Genomic DNA, 19,721 nt, shown 5'->3' on the forward strand with positions numbered 1-19,721 from the left:
CGAGGGTAGGAAGCTGCCACGCTCATTCAAGAATCAGTCGTTGGACTGGTTCTTTTTTTATGCCTGAAAAATTGAACCGTACACAAAACGACCGTCCTTCTGCACATGGACGGTCGTTCGAATTGATTCTTTCTGTTAATCAGGGAGGTTAGTGAAGACCCCATCAATTGCCTGGTATTCGTCCGCAGTCAACGTAACGGATAATGTTTGCGCATTTTGCTCGACCTGGGCGGCTTTGCGCGCACCCGGAATGACCACGGCGACCGCCGGGTTCTGGATGTACCACGCCAAAACCAGCTGACTTGGCGTTACGTGGTGTGCCGCCGCAATGTCCTTAACGCGGTCCATACCCGCAACAATTTGTTTAAACCGTGCGCCTTGGAAGTTCGGATTGTGGGACTGCCAGTCATCGGGGCCAAACTGCTCGTCCCCCGTGTACTTACCCGTCAGGATACCCGAGGCGAGTGGGTAGTAAGGCACAAAGCTGATGCCCTGCTGCTGTAAGTACGGAAACAGCTGTTGCTCGGCGTCACGCTGAACGAGGCTGTACGCATCCTCGACCACATCGACGTAACCGTCCTGGTTAGCCTCTTGCACCTGCGCCGGCTTGAAGTTGGACACACCGATTGCACGAATTTTGCCGGCTTCCTTTAACCGCTGCAAGGCACCCACCGCTTCATACTTAGGTGTATCCGCGTCTGGAAAGTGGATATAAAAGATATCGATGTAGTCGGTACCTAGCCGCTGCAAAGCCGCGTCGACTGCCCGGGTAAGAAATTCGGGGCGGTTGTTGGGGTGCAGATCCTGGTCGGGATCTTGCGCCCCTTTGTCAGCGATGACTACATCCTCACGCTTGTAGTCACGTAGTACTTCGCCAATAAGCTCTTCCGAGCGGCCCACGCCGTACATAAACGCGGTGTCCAACGTCTTCACGCCATGATCCAGCGCGGCCCGGACAACCGCACGCCCATCGTCGTCGTTCAGACCCGGGAACAGGTTGTGGCCGCCGACTTTGTTGGTGCCCAATCCCAGTGGGCCACTGGTAACCTCGCTATGACCAATTGTAATTGTCTTTGTCATGGTTCACACTCCTTACCAATAGTTAGTTTTATTGTAGCGCCCGTGTGTGAATGATGCTAGGCGTTAGATTAGGGCAAAGTGGCGTAACCCCTTTGGAATGCCCTTATGCATGTTATCGGCGGTCACAAACTCAGCAGCATGCCGGGCCTTGTGCGTCCCGTTCTGCATGGCCACAGGGTGGTCAACCGCGTCTAGTAACGGTAAGTCGTTATCGGCATCCCCGAATGCGTAGGTTGGCACACCGTGCAGCGCAGGCTGTGCGAGCAGTTCCGCGATGCCACTAGCTTTGGAAACGTCTTGGCTGATGGTATCCACGTCGTACGGTGAGTCACGATAAAACGCCATCTCGGGGAATTCACGCTGGTAAGCGGCTTTGACCTGATTGCCCGCGTCGTCGTTGCCAATGAACAGCAACATCCGGGTGAGGGGCGTGGTGGTATCGAAGTCGGGGTCGATCACCGGTTGCACCTGCTGGACGTCCGCGTAGTTAGCCCGCGTGAGGCTGTCGTTGCCTGACAACACAGCGTGGTGCTCATTGTAGTACGCCACCTTGAGGCCATCACGCTTGGCGGCCGCGTTGATACGTTCAACCAGTTTCGTCGGGATATAGTGCTGCCCCACGGTGTGGTGGTTAAACAGTACCGTTGCCCCGTTACCGGCCACGACGGTGTTGATCTTGGTGACAGCCATCAACGTGTCGATTTCCCATAGGTCGCGGCCGGTCGTAATGACCGGTAACACCCCGTTGGCCCGCAAACGTTTGATGGCCGAAAGGTTGCACGCCGGCAAAGTTTTGTCGTCCGCATACAACGTACCGTCCAGGTCAAAAAAGACTACCGCTCGATACATATCATCGTCTCCTTTAACGTATAAGTTAGGATAACCATAGCAGTTTTAGCAACCGCTTACAACACCACGCGTCCTGGTCCGCTGTAGTTGCGTTGTGTGCCAACTTACTTTAGAATTGTAAGCAGTAATGAACGGAATGCTGGGGAACTACGCGGACGTGTCACCCCCCAGCAAGGAGGATATTGATGCCACAAATGGTTACCTTTGATAATATTGATACTTATACTCAGCACGGCACGGTGGTGCTCGATCTGTGGGCGCCTTGGTGTGGTCCATGCAAAATTTTGAGCCCGCTACTCGCTGAATTGGAACAGGAGCTCGATGGTTTGACGGTGGTTAAGCAGAACGTGGACGATGACAAACGCCTTGCGGAGCGGTACCACGTCCAGTCGATTCCGACGATGGTCATTTTCCAAAACGGTCGCGCGGTGGAAAAGGTCACGGGCGCATTTCCTAAAGATAAGCTACGGCGGTATTTTGAGCAGAAGATTGCTGAGGGGCAAAACGACTAGCTTTATTTGGCTCCAAAATATGCAAACGAAAAATCGCGGTTGGGCCACGCAACGTTACGTGGCCGGGCCGTGCTTTTTTATGCGTGCTACTTTGCCAGCCCCCTCGGCTGGGTTAAGATAGAGTGACAGAATTGACCTAGAGTGGGGTGACTAATAATGGCAACCGTCGATAAAGCGGAACTACTGGATACCTGCCTGTTAGCGGGACGAATCATGATCGAGGGTGGCAGCGAAATGTACCGGGTGGATGACACCATGGCGCGCATCATCGATAACGCGGGGGTCCGCGGTGTGTCGCTCTTTACCACGCCCACGGGCATCGTGGCCGGCTTGAACAACCAACAGTACGTGCAAGTGCGCCAGATTCAGCGGCGTGAGATTGACCTGGAGAAAGTGAGCCGGGTCAACCAGCTTTCCCGGGAGTTCGCCGCGGGCCAGTTAACGCTGGCGGAATTGCACCACCATCTACGGGCCTTAGCCCTCCACGTCCCCTTTTTCCCGATGTGGCTCCAAATTATTGGTGCTGGCGTGTTGAGCGCCACGATGATGGTGGTCTTCACCCAGCGGTACGATTGGTTCGACATTCCCATTGCGGCGGTAGCTGGCATCGTTGGTTTCTTGGTGTCCACCTACATCAGCCGGGTAACTAATGTCCGGTTCGTGGCTGAGCTCGCGGGGTCGTTGGCGCTGGCACTGGTCACGCTGGTGGCGTGCAAAGTTGGTTGGGGACTCAATCCCGATAATATTTTGATTGGTGCCGTGATGCCGATGGTACCCGGGGTGGCCATTACTAACTCGATTCGTGACATGATGGCGGGGCACCTGTTGACGGGACTTGCACGGGGGATGGAAGCCGTTCTGACTGCGTGCGCGATTGGTTTTGGCATCGCGGTCGTATTGCCGTACTTTTAGGAGGGCACCATGAATATATACATACAAGCATTAGTGCAGTGTGTCTTTGCCTATCTGGGGACCGTTGCCTTTGCGCTCATCATTAACGTTCCCCGACGGGCACTCAACTTAGGTGGTTGGGCCGGAGCGACTGGTTGGATGGTGTACTGGGTACTGTTCAAAGTCGGGTGCTCCATCGTGCTCGCTAACCTGCTGGGGGCGTTTGCGATTGGTATCGCCGCCATCGTCTTTGCCCGTTGGCGTAAAATACCGGTGATTGTCTTCACGATTCCTGGCCTGGTGCCGTTGGTGCCTGGCGGAACGGCGTACGAGGCCGTGCGCATGTTTGTGGAGGGGCAAACGGACGCGGGGATTGGGTACCTGGTGCGGGTCATCATGGTGGCAGGCGCGATTGCGGTCGGTTTCATGCTCGCCCAACTCTTTGGCGACCTCACCAAGCGTCGTATCCGGCTCCGGTAGCGTGAATCAGGACCGCACGCATAATTCTGTCTACTTGCGGTTGAGCGTTGGGGTACACCCAGCTCGCGGAATAGCGACGGCACGGCCACTTGTCCCGGACGCGGCTTTGCAGTAGAATAACAGTATGCGATGAGTCGAGTAACACACTATGTGTGAAAGAAAACGGCCAGCATGTTTCACCCACCGGATTTGCGGGCGCTGGTTTTCCCTCTGGATTGTGGAGTCCATGGAATCGGCCGTGGGTTACCACGACTGCGTGCATAAGCCTGCCGATATTTTCGGTAGGCCTTTTTTATTTCTGGGTGGTGCGCCAACATTTCCTGGGTGTCGGCCACCAAAGATGGCAGGGAGGTTCTATTGATGGCGGCAATTTTAACTGTAGATGGCATACATAAATCCTTTGGCAGTCACCAAGTCCTGCGCAAAGTAAGCTTTACCGTGGAGCCAGGTCACGTGGTCGGCCTCGTTGGTCCTAACGGTGCCGGCAAGAGTACCATCATGAAAATCGTGCTGGGACTGATTCCCTACGACCGGGGTAGTGTCACGATCGATGGCGTTCCGGTCAGTATTACCAGCCACCGGACGTTGGGCCGTGTCGGTGCACTCATTGAGTATCCGGGTATCTACCCATTTCTGACTGGGCGGCAACACTTGCAACTCTTTGCACAGGGTGCGAACAAAAAGCAACGAATTCAGGCCGTAGTGCACGATTTGGGCATGGAAAAGTTTATTAATAACAAGGCCAAGCGGTACTCGCTGGGGATGAAGCAAAAGCTGGGTATTGCCCAGGCGTTCCTGAACGAGCCGGCACTAGTAATTCTGGATGAGCCCATGAACGGCCTCGACCCTGAGGCCGTCAAGCAACTGCGGGACCTGATCCGCGCCAAAGCCGACGCGGGTGTCAGCTTCCTGATTTCGAGTCATATTTTGAGTGAACTGGAAAAGGTCGCTGACGACGTCTTGATGCTGAACAAGGGACTGATTGTTGAGCAAACCACCATGCACGCCATGGTCAACCAGGGTGCAGAGGTGTACTTGGTACGTACTGCCGACGACCAGGCCACCAAGCAAGCGTTGGGCAACGCCAGTATCCCCATCATGGAGAGTCCGCAGGGGATTCTCATCAACCACGAGGACCTCAACGACGTGCTCCGCGTGCTCGTTATGTCCAACATTCACGTGGAGGACATTGCCCACGTCCAGCACGACCTGGAAAGCTCATTTCTCGATATGATCAACAGCGGCAAAGGGGGCGCGGTCGATGCTAACGCTCGTTAGACAAGAACTGTACAAGCTATTTCATAAAACGGGTACCTGGGTGGCAATGGTCATCATGGTAGCCATCCAAGTGGCGTTTGCTATCGCCGCGCGGCAACTCCCGGACATCTTTAACGCGACCGCACTTTTTAACGACCAGTTCGTGGGTGGCGAACTCGTTATCTTCTTGGCCATCGCCCTGACTGCTAGCATTATTGCCATGGAGTTCCAGTACGGGACGATTCGTCAGTTGCTGTACCGGCGCTATTACCGTAGCCAGGTGTTTGTCAGTAAAGTCATCACCGTCCTGATTGGCTTGGTGTTGATGGAGGTGCTCAGCAATGCCGTGACTTGGGCGCTGAAGTTCGGGCTGTTTCCACAAGTTGACCTCAATACTAAGGTAAACGGCGGGCGGACCTTGCTGGTGTATTACGCCCAGAATTTGGGCGCGACCCTACTGACGACGTTGCTACTTCTGAGTTTGGTGCTCCTACTGGCGACCCTATTTAAGAGCAATGCCGCTGCAATCGTTACCGGGATTATCGGCTACTTTGTGGCCAGTCTTGCCGGTAGCTTCTTAGTGTTACTCATTGGTCAGTACGAGTGGGTCAAGTGGAATCCGTTTACGATGCTGATGCTGGCAAACCAGGTGGATACGCCCAGTTATGCGCAGCTAACCATGCTGAGTACTCCGGTGATGATTGGTTGCTCGCTGGGGTACACGGTGGTACTCGGGTGCTGTGCCTACTTGAGTTTTCGGCACCGGAGCGTTTAAGATGATGTTGTTTTGGGGGTGCAATGATGATTAATGATCCACAGTTTCAGGCATTATCCGCCCGCGCACAACGGGTCGTGGGCCTAGTATTATGGCGGGGAAACCCAGACCGGGAGATTACCGTTGCGCAGGACACCTTTTATGCCCGGCTCAAGTTGTTTCCGGGCCAAACGGGGGCCACAATGGTCGAGCGGGCGCTAGCCGACTTGATCAACGAGTTGCGCCACTCGCTGCTACCTAACTTCATGATTCGCGTGGGCGATAATGATGTGGGGGAGCAGGAGCAGGTGCTGACGATTACTTACTAGACATTTGGTTTTGGGGGCGAGGACGTTACGGTCTAGCCCCTTTTTTTATGCCCATGTAGGGGGTCGGTCGCCCGTATTTGGTCCAGAAGCGTTTTTTGTCATCTTTAAGCGCACACAGATTGGACTATACTAGTGGTATAAGCGCCTTAATGTAATCCAGAATACGATGAGAAAGGAAATCAGTATGAGTAGGTTTGACCGTGTAATCACAATTGTCATGGATGGACTTGGTATTGGACCAGCCGCGGATAGCGCGCGGTTTGGGGACGCAGGTGCGGACACGTTGGGTCATATTGCGGAGTATATGGGTGCCGACTGGCGGTTGCCCAACCTGCAACGGCTGGGCCTCGGTAATATTCGTGAAGATGACGAGATGATCGGTATCACACCGGTCACGGCACCGCGGGCGGCGTATGGTCGCATGGCGGAAATCTCTGCCAGCAAGGACTCGGTGGCAGGTCACTGGGAGATGATGGGCGTACCCGTCACGGAGCCGCTGGCGCTCTTTCCGCATGGTTTTCCACGCGAACTCATCGAGAAGATCAGCAACTTTGCCCAACGACCGGTCATCGTGAACAAGCCATACTCCGGCGCTGCGGTCATTCATGACTATGGCGAGCAACAGCGCAGTACTGGGGCGCTGATCGTGTACACGTCCGCTGATTCGGTGCTGCAAATCGCGGCTAACGTGGACATTTTGCCACTGGATGAACTGTACCGGATCTGTGCGTACGTGCGGAGTATTACCACCAAGCCGCCGTACCGGATCGGCCGCGTTATTGCCCGGCCGTACACGTTTATGGCTCCAGACGACTTTACCCGGACCAGCGACCGGCGCGATTACACGCTTAAGCCGACCAGCACGACAGTGTTAGACCGGCTCCAAGCCGCGGGCGTGTCCACGTACGGCGTGGGGAAGATCAACGATATCTTCTCCGGAATGGGCCTCGATGATGGTGTCCATACCACCAGTAACCACGACGGCATGGCCCAAACTTTGCGGGTCGTACGTAGCGGTCGTGGTGGCCTGATTTTCACCAACCTAGTGGACCTCGACGCTAAGTATGGTCACCGGCGTGATCCCGCTGGTGCCGCACGGTCGCTGGAAGAGTTTGACCATGATGTGGGGACCTTGCTGCCAGAACTGGGTGACCGGGATCTACTGCTCATTACGGCGGATCATGGTAACGACCCCACATTCCACGGCACGGACCACACGCGTGAGCTGGTGCCACTGTTAGCCTACTCGCCAAGTTTGGTCAGCGCCACGGAGCACGACGCACCTGCACTGTTGCCGCTGGGGATCCGGGAGCCGTTCAGTGATTTGGGTGCGACCATCCTCGACAACTTTGGGGTCGATAACGGTCCGTTCGGCGCCTCCTTCATGAACGCCCTCAACGCCGAGCCAGCCATGGCTTAGCCGTAATGTAGGCCGCACACTTTGGTCGGGCTTGGGCCCCCCTACCCAAACGGCGGGTGAGTCTGCTATGCTAGTAGCAAGTAAAAGGGGGCAACGACCATGCGTGACCATAAATACGGGTTGGGGACATCCAACCTTTCGATTTTTCTCGTGTTAATGACAGTGGTGTTTGCCTTCGTGTTGGATAAGGCTTTTGACCGGTATTCGCTCATGTGGTGGCTGTGCGTGGTCACGTACCTGGTGATCATCGCTGCTATTGACCTGGCGGTGACTAACCAGCGTCGGCGCAGACAGCGTAACCAGGAGCAACACCGGCACAAGTAAGGTGGTACGTCAGTGGTAGCCAGCCACTGACAGTAGGTAAAGTAATAATCAAAGGGGCCGCGACAACGTCACAGCTCCTTTGTTAGTTATACGGAAAGTTGAGGTATGTATGCGTAACGAATTGGGACACGTCCGGCCAGTTGCACCGGCAGCCCGGCAGATGACAAATTGGGACATGTGCGCCACGTGGATCGGTGCCAACGCCAATAACGGAACCTGGTACATTGGCGGAGTCATCGCCGCGGCGGGGATGCTGACCGCGTCAACGGCCCTGGTCGTCTGTGGCCTGGTCTCGTACGTCCTGTTGGCGCTAGCCAGCTACATGGGTTACCGCACGGGATTACCCGCAATGGCGTTGACGCGTCCTGCCTTTGGGTTACGGGGGTCGCTGGTCCCGTCCGTGATCAACGTGGTTCAATTTATCGGTTGGGCGGCCGCCAACACGTTTATTGCCGCTATTTCGATTGCAACGATTCTGCACGACCTCCTTGGCTGGCCGGCGTATGGCACGCCTGGTGGGCACCGGGGCCTCATTGTGGGCATCCTGGTGATGTCAATGCTGCATATGGCTTCGATTGCGTTGGGTGAGCGGTCGGTGCGCATGATCGAACGGGTCGGGATCGTGTTAGTGATGGTTTTCGTGGTGTGGGAATCCATCGTCGTGTTTCAGCACGTCTCCCTGGGCGCCATCATGGCGTGGCGTCCAGCAACGCACTTACGCCTGACCGGTGGTGCCGCCATCGACGTTCTGGCGGCCTTCAACCTGGCGTGGGTCACCGCGGCGGCGGATTTTTCCCGGTTTACCAACAAACCCCACGCCGCAACGACCTGGTCCTTTGTGGGGGCCAACATCGGGCTGTTCTGGTTTGCCTTTATTGGCTTGGTGGCAACAATTGCAACGGCCATCACCATGAACCACTTTGATCCAAATGATTCTGATCCTTCCACCATTGCGACCAAGCTGGGTTTGGGTGTGTTGGCACTATTGGTGATCGTGATCACTAGCACTACGGCCAACGCGGTCAACCTGATGGCGGCGGGGTCTGCCGTCACCAACATGTGGCACCGCATGACGTTACGGCCCGCGTTGTGGTTGGTGACGGGTGTTGCCACCCTGGTGTCCTTCGTACCGCTGTTTTTTGCCACGTTCCTGGATGCCTTCACGGCCTTTTTGGACATGATTGGGATGTTTCTGGGCCCTGAAATTGCCGTCTTTCTGGTGGACTTCTTCATCTTGCGGCACCGGCAGTACGACGCACCAGCGATGAACCGTCCGGGTGGCCAATACTGGTATTGGCACGGCGTCAACTGGCGGGCCTTGGGGGCCTGGGCGCTCGGCGTGCTGGGCTACTTTGCCTGTCGCCGCGTGCCGATGATTGCTGACCACGTGGGGGCCACCTTCGTCGCGATGGCGGGAACGGCCTGTGTGTACCGGGTGTTGAGTCGACGCCAGCAGTCAAAGTAGTGGTATACCGTCCGGATCAAAAAAGTGTTGCCTCAATCACGAGACAACACTTTTTTGTGCGCTAAGTTAACCCTGCAGCACCGGCAGCACGTGAATCAGTCCTACCCCTGCCGCAGCCAGCTGGCTGTGCCACCGCTGAACATCGGTGTCGGCGACCGGACCAGTGAGGACCGTCGTTCGTCCCCGGATACGCTGTACCCGACCGGTGATGCCGAGTGCGCGCAGTTGTTCCCGGGTGAAACCCGTTCCGGTGATGCTGACAAAGCGTGGTGCGACCCGGTGCGCGGAATCCGCCACAATGGCTGGGGTGTCCGTGTCAACGAAACGCTCCGGCGTGTTGCCGTAGTGGATATCGTCAGCCAGGTCGAGCAAGTCTGCGACGATGGAGTTAGCGGTGGGCAGCGAACCCGCGCCGGGGCCCACCATGCTCAACCGTTTAACGTTTTGGGAATCGATCAGTACGGCGTTGTTTTCATCGCGGACGGCCGCTAGTGGGTGGCCCAATGGTACTAAGTGCGGAGCGACCCGCAAACAGAGCCCGTCTGGCGTTAATTCACTCACCGCCAGGGGCTTGATTGCGTACCCCCAAATGCTGGCAGTCACGAAATCTTGGGGCTGGAGGGTGGTGATGCCCTGAATATCCACGTCGTCCATAGACGGGTTCATGCCAAAGGCAAAGCGGGTCAGAATCAGCAACTTGTACGTGGCATCCAGCCCCTCAACGTCGTTCGCGGGGTTAGCTTCCGCAAACCCTTTGCGTTGGGCCAATGCCAGCGCGTCGTCGTACGAGGAGCCGTGGGCAATCATCTGGGTGAGGATGAAGTTACTGGTCCCGTTGGCGATCCCCGTGATCCGCGAAATGGGGTCGCCGGCGTAAGCGTTACGGAGCGTGCGTAGGACGGGGATAGCCCCCATGACTGCGGCTTCATAGTACAGCCCCACGTGGTGGGTGGCCGCAATCTGGCTGAGTTCGATACCGTCAGTGGCAATCAGGTCCTTATTGGCCGTGACGACGTGTTTACCAAAGGTGAGCGCCGTCTTGATCAGCTCCTTGGCCTTGGTGGTGCCGCCAATGGCTTCAACCACCACGTTGATTTTAGGGTCAGTCACGATACTTTGACTGTCGGTGGTGAGGGCGATACCGGGATATTGAGCTTGGCGCTCCGGCGTGACGGTGCGCACCGCAATGCGTGTGATGCGTAGCTGGCGGGCAGCGAGTCGTGGTTGGGGGTCCTGTAAAATGTTGACCAGGCCGGAGCCCACGGTCCCGAGGCCGAGTAGACCAATGTTAATTGTGTTCATGGTCACCGATCCCTTCTACGGTTGCGTGGCGCCGCCAATTTTGGCAAAGGCCTGGGCCAAGTCGGCAATCAAGTCGTCAGGATCCTCCAAACCGACGGAGAACCGCAATAAGCCAGGGGTAATCCCGGACTTAGCACGTTCTTCGGGACTCAGTTCGGCGTGGCTCATCTTGGGCGGGTAGGACAAAATCGTTTCGGTCCCGCCGAGGGAGACTGAGAACTCCGGAATCGTGGTGGTTTCGGCTACCGTACGGGCGGCGTCCTCGCTGCCCACGTCAAAGCTGAGCACGGCACCGCCGTTGACGGCCTGACGTTGTTGGGTGACGTAACCGGCGTTGCTTGGTAGCCCCGGGTAGCACACGCGCGTTACTTGGGGTTGTTGCTCCAACCACGCGGCAATTCGCTGGGCCGCCGCACTGGATTGTTGCATCCGCACACCCAGGGTCTTGATACCGCGCAACAGCAACCAGCAGTCGGTAACGCCCAACGTGGCCCCGACGGCGTTCTGGATAAAGTAGATGCGGTCAGCGAGGTCCTGGCGGTCGGTAACTACGGCGCCGGCCACGATGTCAGAGTGCCCGGCCAGGAACTTCGTGGCCGAGTGGACGACGATGTCCGCACCGAGGTGTAGCGGCTTTTGCAGTACTGGTGACATAAACGTGTTGTCCGCGATGGCAATGAGACCGTGTGCGTGGGCGATATCAGTGACGGCCTGAATATCAGTCACGGCCAGAATGGGGTTGGACGGCGTTTCGATGTAGATAGCTTTGGTGTTGGGCCGAATTGCGGCTTTGACTGCGTCCAGATCACCGAGATCCACAAAGGTGTGGTCAATGCCAAAGCGGGGCAGAACCTCCTCCAGCACGCGGAACGTCCCGCCATACACGTACTTGGACACGATCAGGTGGTCACCTTGGCTGAATGTCATCAGCACGGAGCTGACGGCCGCCATCCCGGTACTGAATAGGTAACCAAACTTACCGTCCTCCAACGTGGCGACGGCGTGCTCGGCGACGTCCCGGGTAGGGTTGCCGGAGCGGGAGTAGTCGTACTTCCCGAAGTTGTCGAAGCTGGCCTGGTTGAAGGTCGATGACAGCTGGATGGGGGTGTTGACCGCGCCCGAGACGGGGTCGGCCACGGTGGTGGCTTTAATAATTTTTGTCCAATCGTGCATAGTGGTTCTCCTTTATGAGTGCTGACAAAGTAACGGTAGTAATCCGACTACACGGACGTGACGCTATTAGTTGGTGGCGTCGGGTGCCGCGGCGGCAATGGCCTGGGTCAAATCGGCGAGCAGGTCGTCTTTGTCTTCAAGGCCGACCGACAGCCGGATGAGCTGGGGCGTGATGCCCAATTCGAGGCGGTCACCAACGGGCATGTCGTGGTGCGTCTGGACGTACGGCACGGTGACGAGTGACTCGGTGCCACCGAGACTCTCTGCGAACGAACAGACTTGTAGGGCGCGCAGAAAGCGGTCGACGTCAAAGTCGTCAGCGAGGTAGAAGCTGATCATGCCGCCGACGCCAGCGTAGAGTACGCGGTCGACACCCGTAATTTCAGGCAACGCGTGGGCCAGGTACTGAGCGTTTTCGGTGTGGTACTTCATCCGCACGTGTAACGTCTTGAGTGACCGGATCAGCAGCCAGCTATCAAACGGGTCGAGGTTTTGGCCCGTCGTGGTGAGCTGGAAGCTTAACTTATCGGCCAGGTCATCATCTTTGACAATGACCGCGCCAGCCAGGATGTCGTTGTGGCCGCCGAGGTACTTGGTGGCTGAGTGGACGACGATGTCCGCGTCGTCATCGAGCGGATTCTGGTAGATGGGGGTCAGGAAGGTGTTGTCGACGGCAATGAGAATGTCCGGCCGGGTCGCGTGCACGGTGCGGGCCACCGCCTCGATGTCGATGATCTTCATGGTTGGGTTACTAGGTGTTTCCAGCCAGATTAGCTTGGTTTCAGGCTTGATCAGGAGGATCAGGTCGTCAACGTTTTTGCCGTTCCACTTATCGTAGTTCACGTGGTAGCGTTCTTGGCGTTCATCAAAGTAACGGAAGGAGCCACCGTACAGGTCGTCGCTGGCAATGAAGTGGTCGCCGGTGGCCGTGAGGGTAGAGAACACGAGGTCGATGGCGGCCATGCCGGAGCTGGTGGCAAAGGCATGGGTGCCGTGCTCGATGGCGGCGAGCTGCTTTTCTAGTTCGAGCCGCGTGGGCGTAGTCATCCGGGAATAGTCAAAGCCGGTTGATTGGCCGAGTCCAGGGTGACGGAATGCGGTCGAAAAGTTGAGGGGCACCACGACGGAGCCAGACCGGTCGTCCTCAGTACCATTAGTGCCTTGAACCAGTTGCGTTGCGATTTTAGTCATGTGCAGTAACCTCCTGTGGTGTTAATTGGTGAACCCAGTGACGGTAAAAAGTAGCGGTGTCGTGTTGCCACGAATTAACGGGCCGCATGTCATGATCAAAGTAATTACTTGGTGGTGCGACGGTCAAACCGCGGTGCTGGTCGCGGTGAAATTCACTCGCTAGCGTGCCGGTCCAGTACTCGAGGTGACCGGTGATGTAGGTTGAACGCAGCGCCGCGTCGGTGATAATGGTGGCGCCAATGCGGTCGTCGCCAGCAACCACTTTCCCGTGCTGTACGCTCGTGATTGGGATGGTGAAGTACCGCGAATGGGGCATCGTGACGCCATTGGTAGTGTAGATGCCGTTAATTTTGTGGGTGATTTGGTGCCCGTCCGCCACCCCGTCCACGTGGAGGGCGGCGTATGCGCCCCAGCACAGGAAGAGGCTGTGTTCTACGTGGGTTCGGCGCCACGTCAGTAGTTGCCGAAACTCAGGCCAAAAGTCGACGGCGGTGAACGGTAATTGGTCGAGTGCCGCGCCGGTGACAATCAAACCGTCAAAATGTTGGTCGGCCATCTCAGCCAACGTCGGGTAGGCGGCCCGAATCGCCGCCGCGTGGTGGCGTACCTGGTGGGTGGCCGGTAAGGCAAAGGTCAGCGCCAAGTTCGTGTCGGTATTGCCCAAAGCCGCGGCAATCTGTTGCTCGGTCACAGCCCGAGTGGGCATTAGGTTGAGCACCAGGATCCGCCGGGCATTAGGCGCGGGCCGGATATGGTTACGGGTCAAGCCGGTAGTAATGGCAATGGTCATCTTGGGTCGCCTCCTTTGGTCAGTTGATGCCGATGGTATAAAAAAACCGCCACACAAGTAATAAATACTCATGTAGCGGGACGATTGGCTCGTGTTACCACCCGTTTTCTGGTTGCCGTCACCGACAACCACTCTAACAGTACGGCGGCATGCACCACGATACTGACCCACGTTAACGGGTGGGTACCGGTGTATACTCACATACGCTCGTATACACTCGACTTTGCTCTGAGACCATATTCACGTGCCGTGCGGTGATCGGCTCCCAGCAACCTCCGATTCTCTGCGCACCCACGACGACGTTACTCATCTCCGCGTCATTAATATTGTCATTATATTAAATCATTATTAGAGATGGGTCAAGTAGCCTAATTTTGCGGGGAATCGTAGCTGACGGATCAATCACCTCAACCAGCCCAGGCCGTTGTCAGTTTGTGGTTAATGGCAACAATAAAAATGGCGGTACCAGTGAGCAAACGTTTGCTCACTGGTACCGCCGTGCATTTTCATCTATTACCCGTTAATCTAACGATACTTGTTGCTTATTAGCCTGGGTGACCTCGCTGTGGTGCGTACAGCTCAGCTCGTAGACTGCCCGTACGGCGTCGTCCGCCTGTTCGGCCGGCACACCCAGCATGATGCTGATCCGCGACGCACCCTGGTTGATCATCGTTGGCGCGATGCCCGCGTCGGCCAGGCTGACCATAATTCTGGCCAGCAGGTCGTTTTGTGCATAGAGCCCTTCGCCCACAATCATGAGGACGGCAAAGTCGTCGAACCAATCCAACTGGTCGGGCGCGATCTCCGCCTTGATGTCGGCCGTGATACCGCGCTTTTTGTCCGGTGACAACTGGCCCTTGTCGATGATCAGGGTCAGGTCGTCGATTCCTGACGGCATGTGTTCGTAGCTAACGTTGTACTTGCGCAGAATTTGTAGCAGGTGCAGGGTGAAGCCGACCTGTGTGTTGATGAGGTAGCGGTGCAGGTAGAGGCCCACAAAGTTGCGGTTGGCGGCCACCCCTGTGATGTGGTGGTGGTGGTTCACGTCTTTGGTGGGCGCGATGAACGTGCCCCGCGCTTCCGGATCATTGGTATTCTTCACGTTGACCCGGATACCCGCCTGGATCACGGGAATGATAGCTTCGTCATTAAAGACGGAGAAGCCGGAGTAGGCCAGTTCACGCATTTCGCGATAGGTCAGCGTGCGGATGGCACGGGGATGCTTGACGATGTGTGGGTCAACCGCGTACACGGAGGACACGTCGGTGAAGTTTTCGTACAGGTCGACGTTGAACCCCCGGGCGAGGATGGAACCGGTAATGTCGGATCCGCCGCGGGCAAAGGTGGCGATGTTACCATCCTTGTCGTAAGCAAAGAATCCTGGTACGACGATGATTTCGTCGGGGTGCAACTCAAACTGCGCGATCCGGGCGTAACTGTCATCGGTCACGGTCGCGGCGCGGGGTTCACCAGTGACGGTGATGCCTAGGTCGCGGGGGCCGACGAACCGTGCGTTGATGTCCTGATGGGCCATGACTTCAGCTACCAGCTGGGCGTTCATGAACTCGCCTTGAGCCATAAAGGCCGCGTACAGGTAGTCAGTGGTGGGGTAATTGCGGGCCGCCATGTCGCCGAGGTGGCGCCGCAACCGGTCAATGATGTCGGTGGGCACGCCAAAGTAGCGCGCGATGTCGACGTAGCGGCTGAGAATTTCTTCAGTAACGGGTTCGGTGTCCGTTCCGTCAACGACGGCGTCAGCGAGCTTGCTGAGTAGGTCAGTGACTTTGGTATCACCGGATTGACGTTTGCCGGGGGCGGAGACCACCATGATGCGGCGGTCAGCGTCTGCGGTTACGATGTTAATGGCCTTCTCGAGTTGTGGGCCTGTGGCCAGGGAGGAGCCACCGAATTTTACGACCTTCATGAACAATATGCCAACTTTCTCAAATGGTTTATATGATAACAATACTACATTGGGGCGGTGTTGCTACGCATAAATGTATGGGCGTATGTATATCTTATATTCACCTGCTAGTATACGAATCTCCACCCGCGGTAACAAGTCGGTGCGTTGAATCTGGGGTGGCAACAACTACATCTTTGGTCACCCCGCCGTCGTTCTGCTAGCACTCCTGGATTTTAACTACCAACTAGTTGTACCGTGAAACACCAGTTTAGCGTCAACGTTGGGTTGACAGAGTGCGTATATTAATTGTAACCTAACGATAATTAGAAAAGATAGAGGTTGCGGTTGCCATGAGTAGCGCGTCCAAGTTGATTACACTCAACGGTGCGGGCGCATGAAAGGGAAGACCGCCGAAATCAACTGGGCAAGTGTAAGCCTGGTTGGTTGGGCCACCGGTGAATAACCGCTGGACTGTCGCAGTTAACGGCTGCGGAGCGCTATCGTAAATCATTATGGACCAACGGTTTTTTAACGAAGACTTTGACAAGCCCATCTGGTATGCGAATAACGCACGCCGGATGGGCTTTTTCGTGCCATCTGAACGTGCTACCGTTCTGGCAACCGCCATGGTCAGCGCCCCCTCTATACCTTATAATATGCAGTAGTGTGTCCATTTGGTCGGACACGTAGTAATGACAATTGACGCGTAGGGGGTTTGGTTCATGGCAGTCACAGCTGATCATCGTCCAACAAAATTATATATATCGCAGCATGCGGTAACGCACAACATCGCGGAGACGCGGAAGGCGGCACACGCCAAAACGGTCTTTCTGGCCGTGAAGGCGAACGCGTATGGTTTCGGGTTGCTCGAAATGAGTCGCGCCGCCGTGAATGGCGGTGCGGACGGGTTGGCGGTGGCCGTCCTGGACGAAGCACTAACGTTGCGGCAACACGGCTTTACGGTGCCCATCTTGGTGATGAGTATCGTGATGCCGCAGTACGCGGAGGAGTTAGCGGACAACGACCTGATTACGACCGTGGCCAGTGACCAGTGGCTCCACGACGCGCAGCCCTACTTGGCACAGGCAGCCCGGCCGCTCAAAGTATCGATGGGTATCGATACCGGTATGGGTCGGATCGGTTACCGTAGTCGCAAAGAAATGGACGCGAGCCTGCAGTTCATGCAGGACCATCCCCACGACTTTAACTACTACGGGCTGATGACCCACTTTTCCCAGGCAGACTCGTCCGAGGTCGACTACTTCCACAAGCAGCTGGCCCGCTGGCACGAGCTTACCGACACGTTTCCGCACCCGCCGATGGTGCACGTCGCCAACTCGGGGGCCGCGATGTACCATGCCGACGAAATCCCGACCGACGTCATCCGCGCTGGCACCGTGGTGTACGGCATTGAGCCGTCGTTGGGAGAGCTACGGGATGCTAGTTACCTGGAGCCGGTGCTAACGCTGACGACGCAACTGATCTTCGTCAAGCAGATGCATGCGGGTGACGGAATTTCCTACGGCCACATCTATGAGGCCAAAGAGGGCGAGTGGGTCGGTACCATTCCGCTAGGTTATGGTGACGGTCTGACGCGGCGGCTGACTGGTGCTGAAGTGCTGGTCAACGGTCAGCGGTGCCAGATTTTGGGTAAGCTGGCCATGGACGCCATGATGATCCGGCTGCCCGGCCCGTTACCGTTAGGCACCAAGGTCACGGTGTTGGGTCGCGACGGGGATGAGGAAATCACCCTGGATGAGTGGGCTAACTTCACCGGCTTTGCCCCGTGGGAATTGTCGATCAACCTGAACGACCGGTTGATTCGTGAAATTAGTGATTAGAACACGTCGGTGCGCAATCGGGGCGCACCGTTAATGGAGGTATTGCATGACCATTCCGGTTTCAACGGACGCACAGGGGCGTCTGGCCATTGGTGGCGTCACTGCCAGTGAATTGGCGCGCGAGTTCGGTACGCCACTATATGCATATGACGTGGGCGTTATCCGCGCCAACATTCGCGCGTACCGGGCGGCGTTTGCGGCCCATCAGGTGGATTACACCGTCAGTTACGCCGCTAAGGCCTTTGCTACCATCGCCATGTTCCAGGTGGCGGTCAGTGAGGGTGCCCACCTCGACGTGGTATCAGGGGGCGAAATTGTGACCGCACAGCGCGCTGGGGTCAATATGGCTCACGTGTCGTTCAACGGTAACAATAAGTCTGACGCGGAACTGCAGCTGGCCCTGGATGCAGGGTTAGGTACGATTATCGTGGATAACCGCTTTGAGCTGAACCGCCTGGAAGAATTGGCGGCCGCCCGTCACGTGGTTCAGGATATCTTGCTACGTATTGCCCCGGACGTGTCGGCCCACACCCACGAGTACATCATGACGGGCCAAGCAGACAGTAAGTTTGGTTTTGACGTCGCCAGCGGGCAGGCACACGACGCGCTGATTGCCGCCCAGGCGGCCCCACACCTCAACTTGTTGGGCCTGCACGCCCACATTGGCTCGCAAATTTTTGCGGTTGATGGGTTCGTTGCGGAGGCGCAAAAGCTAGTCGACCTCGTTCGGGCGTGGGATTACGCCCCGCAAGTGTTGGATTTGGGCGGTGGCTTTGGCATTCAGTACACGGATGCCGACACGCCAATTCCCCCGACGGAGTTTGTGGACGCCCTCGTGTCGACAATCCAAACGGGGCTCGCCGACACGAATTGGACGCTGCCCGCTATTTGGATCGAGCCCGGGCGCTCCATCGTGGGTGCCGCCGGGATTACGCTATACACGGCCGGCGGGACCAAGCAGATTCCGGGTGTCCGGACGTACCAGACGGTCGACGGCGGGATGGGTGACAACATCCGTCCGGCTTTGTACCAAGCTGAATACGAAGCCGTGCTGGCCGACCGTCCGCACGCTGCAACCACGCAGGTCGTGACGTTAGCCGGTAAGTATTGTGAATCGGGTGACATCCTGGTTGAACGTGCGGCGCTGCCGCCAGTCGTACCGGGCGACATTCTGGCCGTACTCGCGACTGGCGCATATGGTTACTCCATGGCCTCGCACTACAACCGGAACCCGTTGCCCGCCGTCGTCTTTTGTGAGGACGGTCAGGCCCAAGTCGTGGTACGGCGCGAAACGTGGGCGGACCTCGTCGCCTTTGATGAACCATACCAGCACGATTAACATTGTGAATTAACCTTAAAAATTGATTGACGCAACCAACCATATAGGAGGAAGCAACACTATGGCACAACCATTTAACGCAGAACAGATTATCGAGTATATCGCCAACGCACCCAAGTCAACGCCGATGCACGTTGTTTTTGCTGGCGATACCAGCAAACTGACCGCTGTACCGGCTGGCGTTGAGAGCTTTCTGGACGTCAAGACCGGTCAGCTATACGGCGACGCGGCTAGCATCAAGCCATGGCTGGACGCAAACAAAGCTGTAATTACCAACGCTCACGTTGAAGTGACCGGCCGTAACACCGGGGTGCCGATGCTCGACATTAGCAACATCAACGCGCGCATTGAGCCGGGTGCGATCATCCGTGAACACGTCACTATCGATGACAACGCCGTCATCATGATGGGGGCCGTCATCAACATTGGTTCTAAGATCGGTGAAGGTACCATGATCGACATGGGCGCCATCCTTGGTGGCCGTGCGACCGTGGGCAAGCACTGCCACATTGGTGCCGGGACCGTCCTGGCCGGCGTGGTCGAACCAGCGTCCGCCACACCCGTTATCGTTGAAGATGACGTTTTGATTGGCGCCAACGCGGTGGTGCTGGAAGGCATTCACATTGGCAAAGGTGCGGTTGTTGCTGCCGGTGCCGTGGTCATTGACGACGTGCCCGCCAATGCCGTGGTTGGCGGCGTGCCCGCCAAGGTCCTGAAGATGAAGGATGCCAAGACTGACAGCAAGACTGGGCTGATCGACGCACTGCGTCAGCTGTAGTTTTGGGCTGGCATAGCGTTAGTTGGGTTCAAGAAAAGGA

General features: G+C 56.8%; 19 protein-coding genes and 1 riboswitch. Of the genes, 12 read left to right on the top strand and 7 right to left on the bottom strand.

What is annotated here, in order from left to right; genetic code table 11:
• Window positions 1-135: 135 nt before the first annotated feature.
• Together FD19_RS08440 and FD19_RS08445 are read right to left on the bottom strand one after the other, a co-directional pair.
• Window positions 136-1,080 carry an aldo/keto reductase gene (locus tag FD19_RS08440; protein ID WP_054750824.1) on the bottom strand — a complete coding sequence of 315 codons (945 nt, stop codon included), beginning with the start codon at window positions 1,078-1,080 and terminating at the stop codon, window positions 136-138.
• A gap of 63 nt (window positions 1,081-1,143) precedes the next feature.
• Window positions 1,144-1,929: a Cof-type HAD-IIB family hydrolase gene (locus FD19_RS08445; protein ID WP_056969759.1), complete on the bottom strand. Its 786-nt coding sequence runs from the start codon at window positions 1,927-1,929 to the stop codon at window positions 1,144-1,146.
• 185 nt (window positions 1,930-2,114) lie between these two features.
• Between FD19_RS08445 and trxA the strand changes: the two genes are divergently transcribed.
• The 9 genes from trxA to FD19_RS08490 all read left to right on the top strand — a co-directional run bounded on the left by trxA (window position 2,115) and on the right by FD19_RS08490 (window position 9,361).
• Window positions 2,115-2,441 (top strand): thioredoxin, encoded by a 327-nt coding sequence (gene trxA / locus FD19_RS08450; protein ID WP_054750826.1) that lies wholly within the window; start codon window positions 2,115-2,117, stop codon window positions 2,439-2,441.
• Between the two features lie 156 nt (window positions 2,442-2,597).
• Window positions 2,598-3,353: a threonine/serine exporter family protein gene (locus tag FD19_RS08455; protein ID WP_054750827.1), complete on the top strand. Its 756-nt coding sequence runs from the start codon at window positions 2,598-2,600 to the stop codon at window positions 3,351-3,353.
• Window positions 3,354-3,362: 9 nt separating this feature from the next.
• The gene (locus FD19_RS08460) at window positions 3,363-3,812 is read left to right on the top strand and encodes a threonine/serine exporter family protein (RefSeq protein WP_054750828.1); all 450 of its coding nucleotides are present in this window, start codon (window positions 3,363-3,365) and stop codon (window positions 3,810-3,812) included.
• Window positions 3,813-4,172: 360 nt separating this feature from the next.
• Window positions 4,173-5,090, top strand: coding sequence for an ABC transporter ATP-binding protein (locus FD19_RS08465; protein WP_054750829.1), 918 nt, complete (start codon window positions 4,173-4,175; stop codon window positions 5,088-5,090).
• On the top strand, window positions 5,074-5,844 hold the full coding sequence (locus FD19_RS08470; protein WP_054750830.1) for an ABC transporter permease: 771 nt from the start codon (window positions 5,074-5,076) through the stop codon (window positions 5,842-5,844). Before FD19_RS08465 ends, FD19_RS08470 begins: the two co-directional genes overlap by 17 nt.
• A 26-nt stretch (window positions 5,845-5,870) precedes the next feature.
• The gene (locus FD19_RS08475) at window positions 5,871-6,152 is read left to right on the top strand and encodes a hypothetical protein (RefSeq protein ID WP_054750831.1); all 282 of its coding nucleotides are present in this window, start codon (window positions 5,871-5,873) and stop codon (window positions 6,150-6,152) included.
• Window positions 6,153-6,336: 184 nt separating this feature from the next.
• Entirely contained in the window at window positions 6,337-7,572 is a 1,236-nt protein-coding gene (locus tag FD19_RS08480) for a phosphopentomutase (protein WP_054750832.1), read from the top strand.
• Window positions 7,573-7,671: 99 nt separating this feature from the next.
• Window positions 7,672-7,896, top strand: coding sequence for a hypothetical protein (locus FD19_RS08485; RefSeq protein WP_054750833.1), 225 nt, complete (start codon window positions 7,672-7,674; stop codon window positions 7,894-7,896).
• A 109-nt stretch (window positions 7,897-8,005) separates the two neighbouring features.
• Window positions 8,006-9,361, top strand: coding sequence for a cytosine permease (locus tag FD19_RS08490; protein ID WP_056969761.1), 1,356 nt, complete (start codon window positions 8,006-8,008; stop codon window positions 9,359-9,361).
• 66 nt (window positions 9,362-9,427) lie between these two features.
• Here the strand turns inward: FD19_RS08490 and FD19_RS08495 are convergent, their stop codons facing one another.
• The 5 genes from FD19_RS08495 to FD19_RS08515 all read right to left on the bottom strand — a co-directional run bounded on the left by FD19_RS08495 (window position 9,428) and on the right by FD19_RS08515 (window position 15,741).
• Entirely contained in the window at window positions 9,428-10,663 is a 1,236-nt protein-coding gene (locus FD19_RS08495; protein WP_056969763.1) for a homoserine dehydrogenase, read from the bottom strand.
• A gap of 15 nt (window positions 10,664-10,678) precedes the next feature.
• The gene (locus FD19_RS08500) at window positions 10,679-11,836 is read right to left on the bottom strand and encodes a trans-sulfuration enzyme family protein (RefSeq protein ID WP_054750836.1); all 1,158 of its coding nucleotides are present in this window, start codon (window positions 11,834-11,836) and stop codon (window positions 10,679-10,681) included.
• 66 nt (window positions 11,837-11,902) lie between these two features.
• A complete protein-coding gene (locus tag FD19_RS08505; RefSeq protein WP_056969765.1) occupies window positions 11,903-13,027 on the bottom strand; it encodes a trans-sulfuration enzyme family protein in 1,125 nt (374 codons plus the stop codon).
• A complete protein-coding gene (locus FD19_RS08510; protein ID WP_056969767.1) occupies window positions 13,020-13,817 on the bottom strand; it encodes a homoserine O-acetyltransferase/O-succinyltransferase family protein in 798 nt (265 codons plus the stop codon). The genes FD19_RS08505 and FD19_RS08510 overlap by 8 nt, the downstream gene beginning before the upstream one ends.
• A gap of 520 nt (window positions 13,818-14,337) precedes the next feature.
• Window positions 14,338-15,741 carry an aspartate kinase gene (locus tag FD19_RS08515; protein WP_082383906.1) on the bottom strand — a complete coding sequence of 468 codons (1,404 nt, stop codon included), beginning with the start codon at window positions 15,739-15,741 and terminating at the stop codon, window positions 14,338-14,340.
• Between the two features lie 307 nt (window positions 15,742-16,048).
• A riboswitch (Lysine riboswitch) is annotated at window positions 16,049-16,231 on the top strand.
• Window positions 16,232-16,445: 214 nt separating this feature from the next.
• Between FD19_RS08515 and alr the strand changes: the two genes are divergently transcribed.
• From alr to dapD, 3 genes are all read left to right on the top strand, one after another.
• Window positions 16,446-17,564 carry an alanine racemase gene (gene alr, locus FD19_RS08525; protein WP_056969771.1) on the top strand — a complete coding sequence of 373 codons (1,119 nt, stop codon included), beginning with the start codon at window positions 16,446-16,448 and terminating at the stop codon, window positions 17,562-17,564.
• 52 nt (window positions 17,565-17,616) lie between these two features.
• Entirely contained in the window at window positions 17,617-18,903 is a 1,287-nt protein-coding gene (lysA, locus tag FD19_RS08530) for a diaminopimelate decarboxylase (protein WP_156321938.1), read from the top strand.
• 61 nt (window positions 18,904-18,964) lie between these two features.
• Window positions 18,965-19,681 (top strand): 2,3,4,5-tetrahydropyridine-2,6-dicarboxylate N-acetyltransferase, encoded by a 717-nt coding sequence (dapD, locus tag FD19_RS08535; protein WP_056969773.1) that lies wholly within the window; start codon window positions 18,965-18,967, stop codon window positions 19,679-19,681.
• The last annotated feature ends 40 nt before the right edge of the window (window positions 19,682-19,721 follow it).

The organism is Lacticaseibacillus thailandensis DSM 22698 = JCM 13996, from assembly GCF_001436135.1.
GTDB lineage: Bacteria > Bacillota > Bacilli > Lactobacillales > Lactobacillaceae > Lacticaseibacillus > Lacticaseibacillus thailandensis.

Excerpts from the sequence above, each read along its gene's own strand:
- FD19_RS08445 (WP_056969759.1), bottom strand. The coding sequence starts at position 1,929 with ATGTATCGAGCGGTAGTCTTTTTTGACCTGGACGGTACGTTGTATGCG.
- FD19_RS08500 (WP_054750836.1), bottom strand. The coding sequence starts at position 11,836 with ATGCACGATTGGACAAAAATTATTAAAGCCACCACCGTGGCCGACCCC.
- FD19_RS08510 (WP_056969767.1), bottom strand. The coding sequence starts at position 13,817 with ATGACCATTGCCATTACTACCGGCTTGACCCGTAACCATATCCGGCCC.
- FD19_RS08515 (WP_082383906.1), bottom strand. The coding sequence starts at position 15,741 with ATGAAGGTCGTAAAATTCGGTGGCTCCTCCCTGGCCACAGGCCCACAA.
- FD19_RS08440 (WP_054750824.1), bottom strand. The coding sequence starts at position 1,080 with ATGACAAAGACAATTACAATTGGTCATAGCGAGGTTACCAGTGGCCCA.
- dapD (WP_056969773.1), top strand. The coding sequence starts at position 18,965 with ATGGCACAACCATTTAACGCAGAACAGATTATCGAGTATATCGCCAAC.
- FD19_RS08490 (WP_056969761.1), top strand. The coding sequence starts at position 8,006 with ATGCGTAACGAATTGGGACACGTCCGGCCAGTTGCACCGGCAGCCCGG.
- FD19_RS08455 (WP_054750827.1), top strand. The coding sequence starts at position 2,598 with ATGGCAACCGTCGATAAAGCGGAACTACTGGATACCTGCCTGTTAGCG.
- FD19_RS08495 (WP_056969763.1), bottom strand. The coding sequence starts at position 10,663 with ATGAACACAATTAACATTGGTCTACTCGGCCTCGGGACCGTGGGCTCC.
- FD19_RS08475 (WP_054750831.1), top strand. The coding sequence starts at position 5,871 with ATGATTAATGATCCACAGTTTCAGGCATTATCCGCCCGCGCACAACGG.
- FD19_RS08460 (WP_054750828.1), top strand. The coding sequence starts at position 3,363 with ATGAATATATACATACAAGCATTAGTGCAGTGTGTCTTTGCCTATCTG.
- FD19_RS08465 (WP_054750829.1), top strand. The coding sequence starts at position 4,173 with ATGGCGGCAATTTTAACTGTAGATGGCATACATAAATCCTTTGGCAGT.
- trxA (WP_054750826.1), top strand. The coding sequence starts at position 2,115 with ATGCCACAAATGGTTACCTTTGATAATATTGATACTTATACTCAGCAC.
- alr (WP_056969771.1), top strand. The coding sequence starts at position 16,446 with ATGGCAGTCACAGCTGATCATCGTCCAACAAAATTATATATATCGCAG.
- FD19_RS08470 (WP_054750830.1), top strand. The coding sequence starts at position 5,074 with ATGCTAACGCTCGTTAGACAAGAACTGTACAAGCTATTTCATAAAACG.
- FD19_RS08480 (WP_054750832.1), top strand. The coding sequence starts at position 6,337 with ATGAGTAGGTTTGACCGTGTAATCACAATTGTCATGGATGGACTTGGT.
- FD19_RS08505 (WP_056969765.1), bottom strand. The coding sequence starts at position 13,027 with ATGACTAAAATCGCAACGCAACTGGTTCAAGGCACTAATGGTACTGAG.
- FD19_RS08485 (WP_054750833.1), top strand. The coding sequence starts at position 7,672 with ATGCGTGACCATAAATACGGGTTGGGGACATCCAACCTTTCGATTTTT.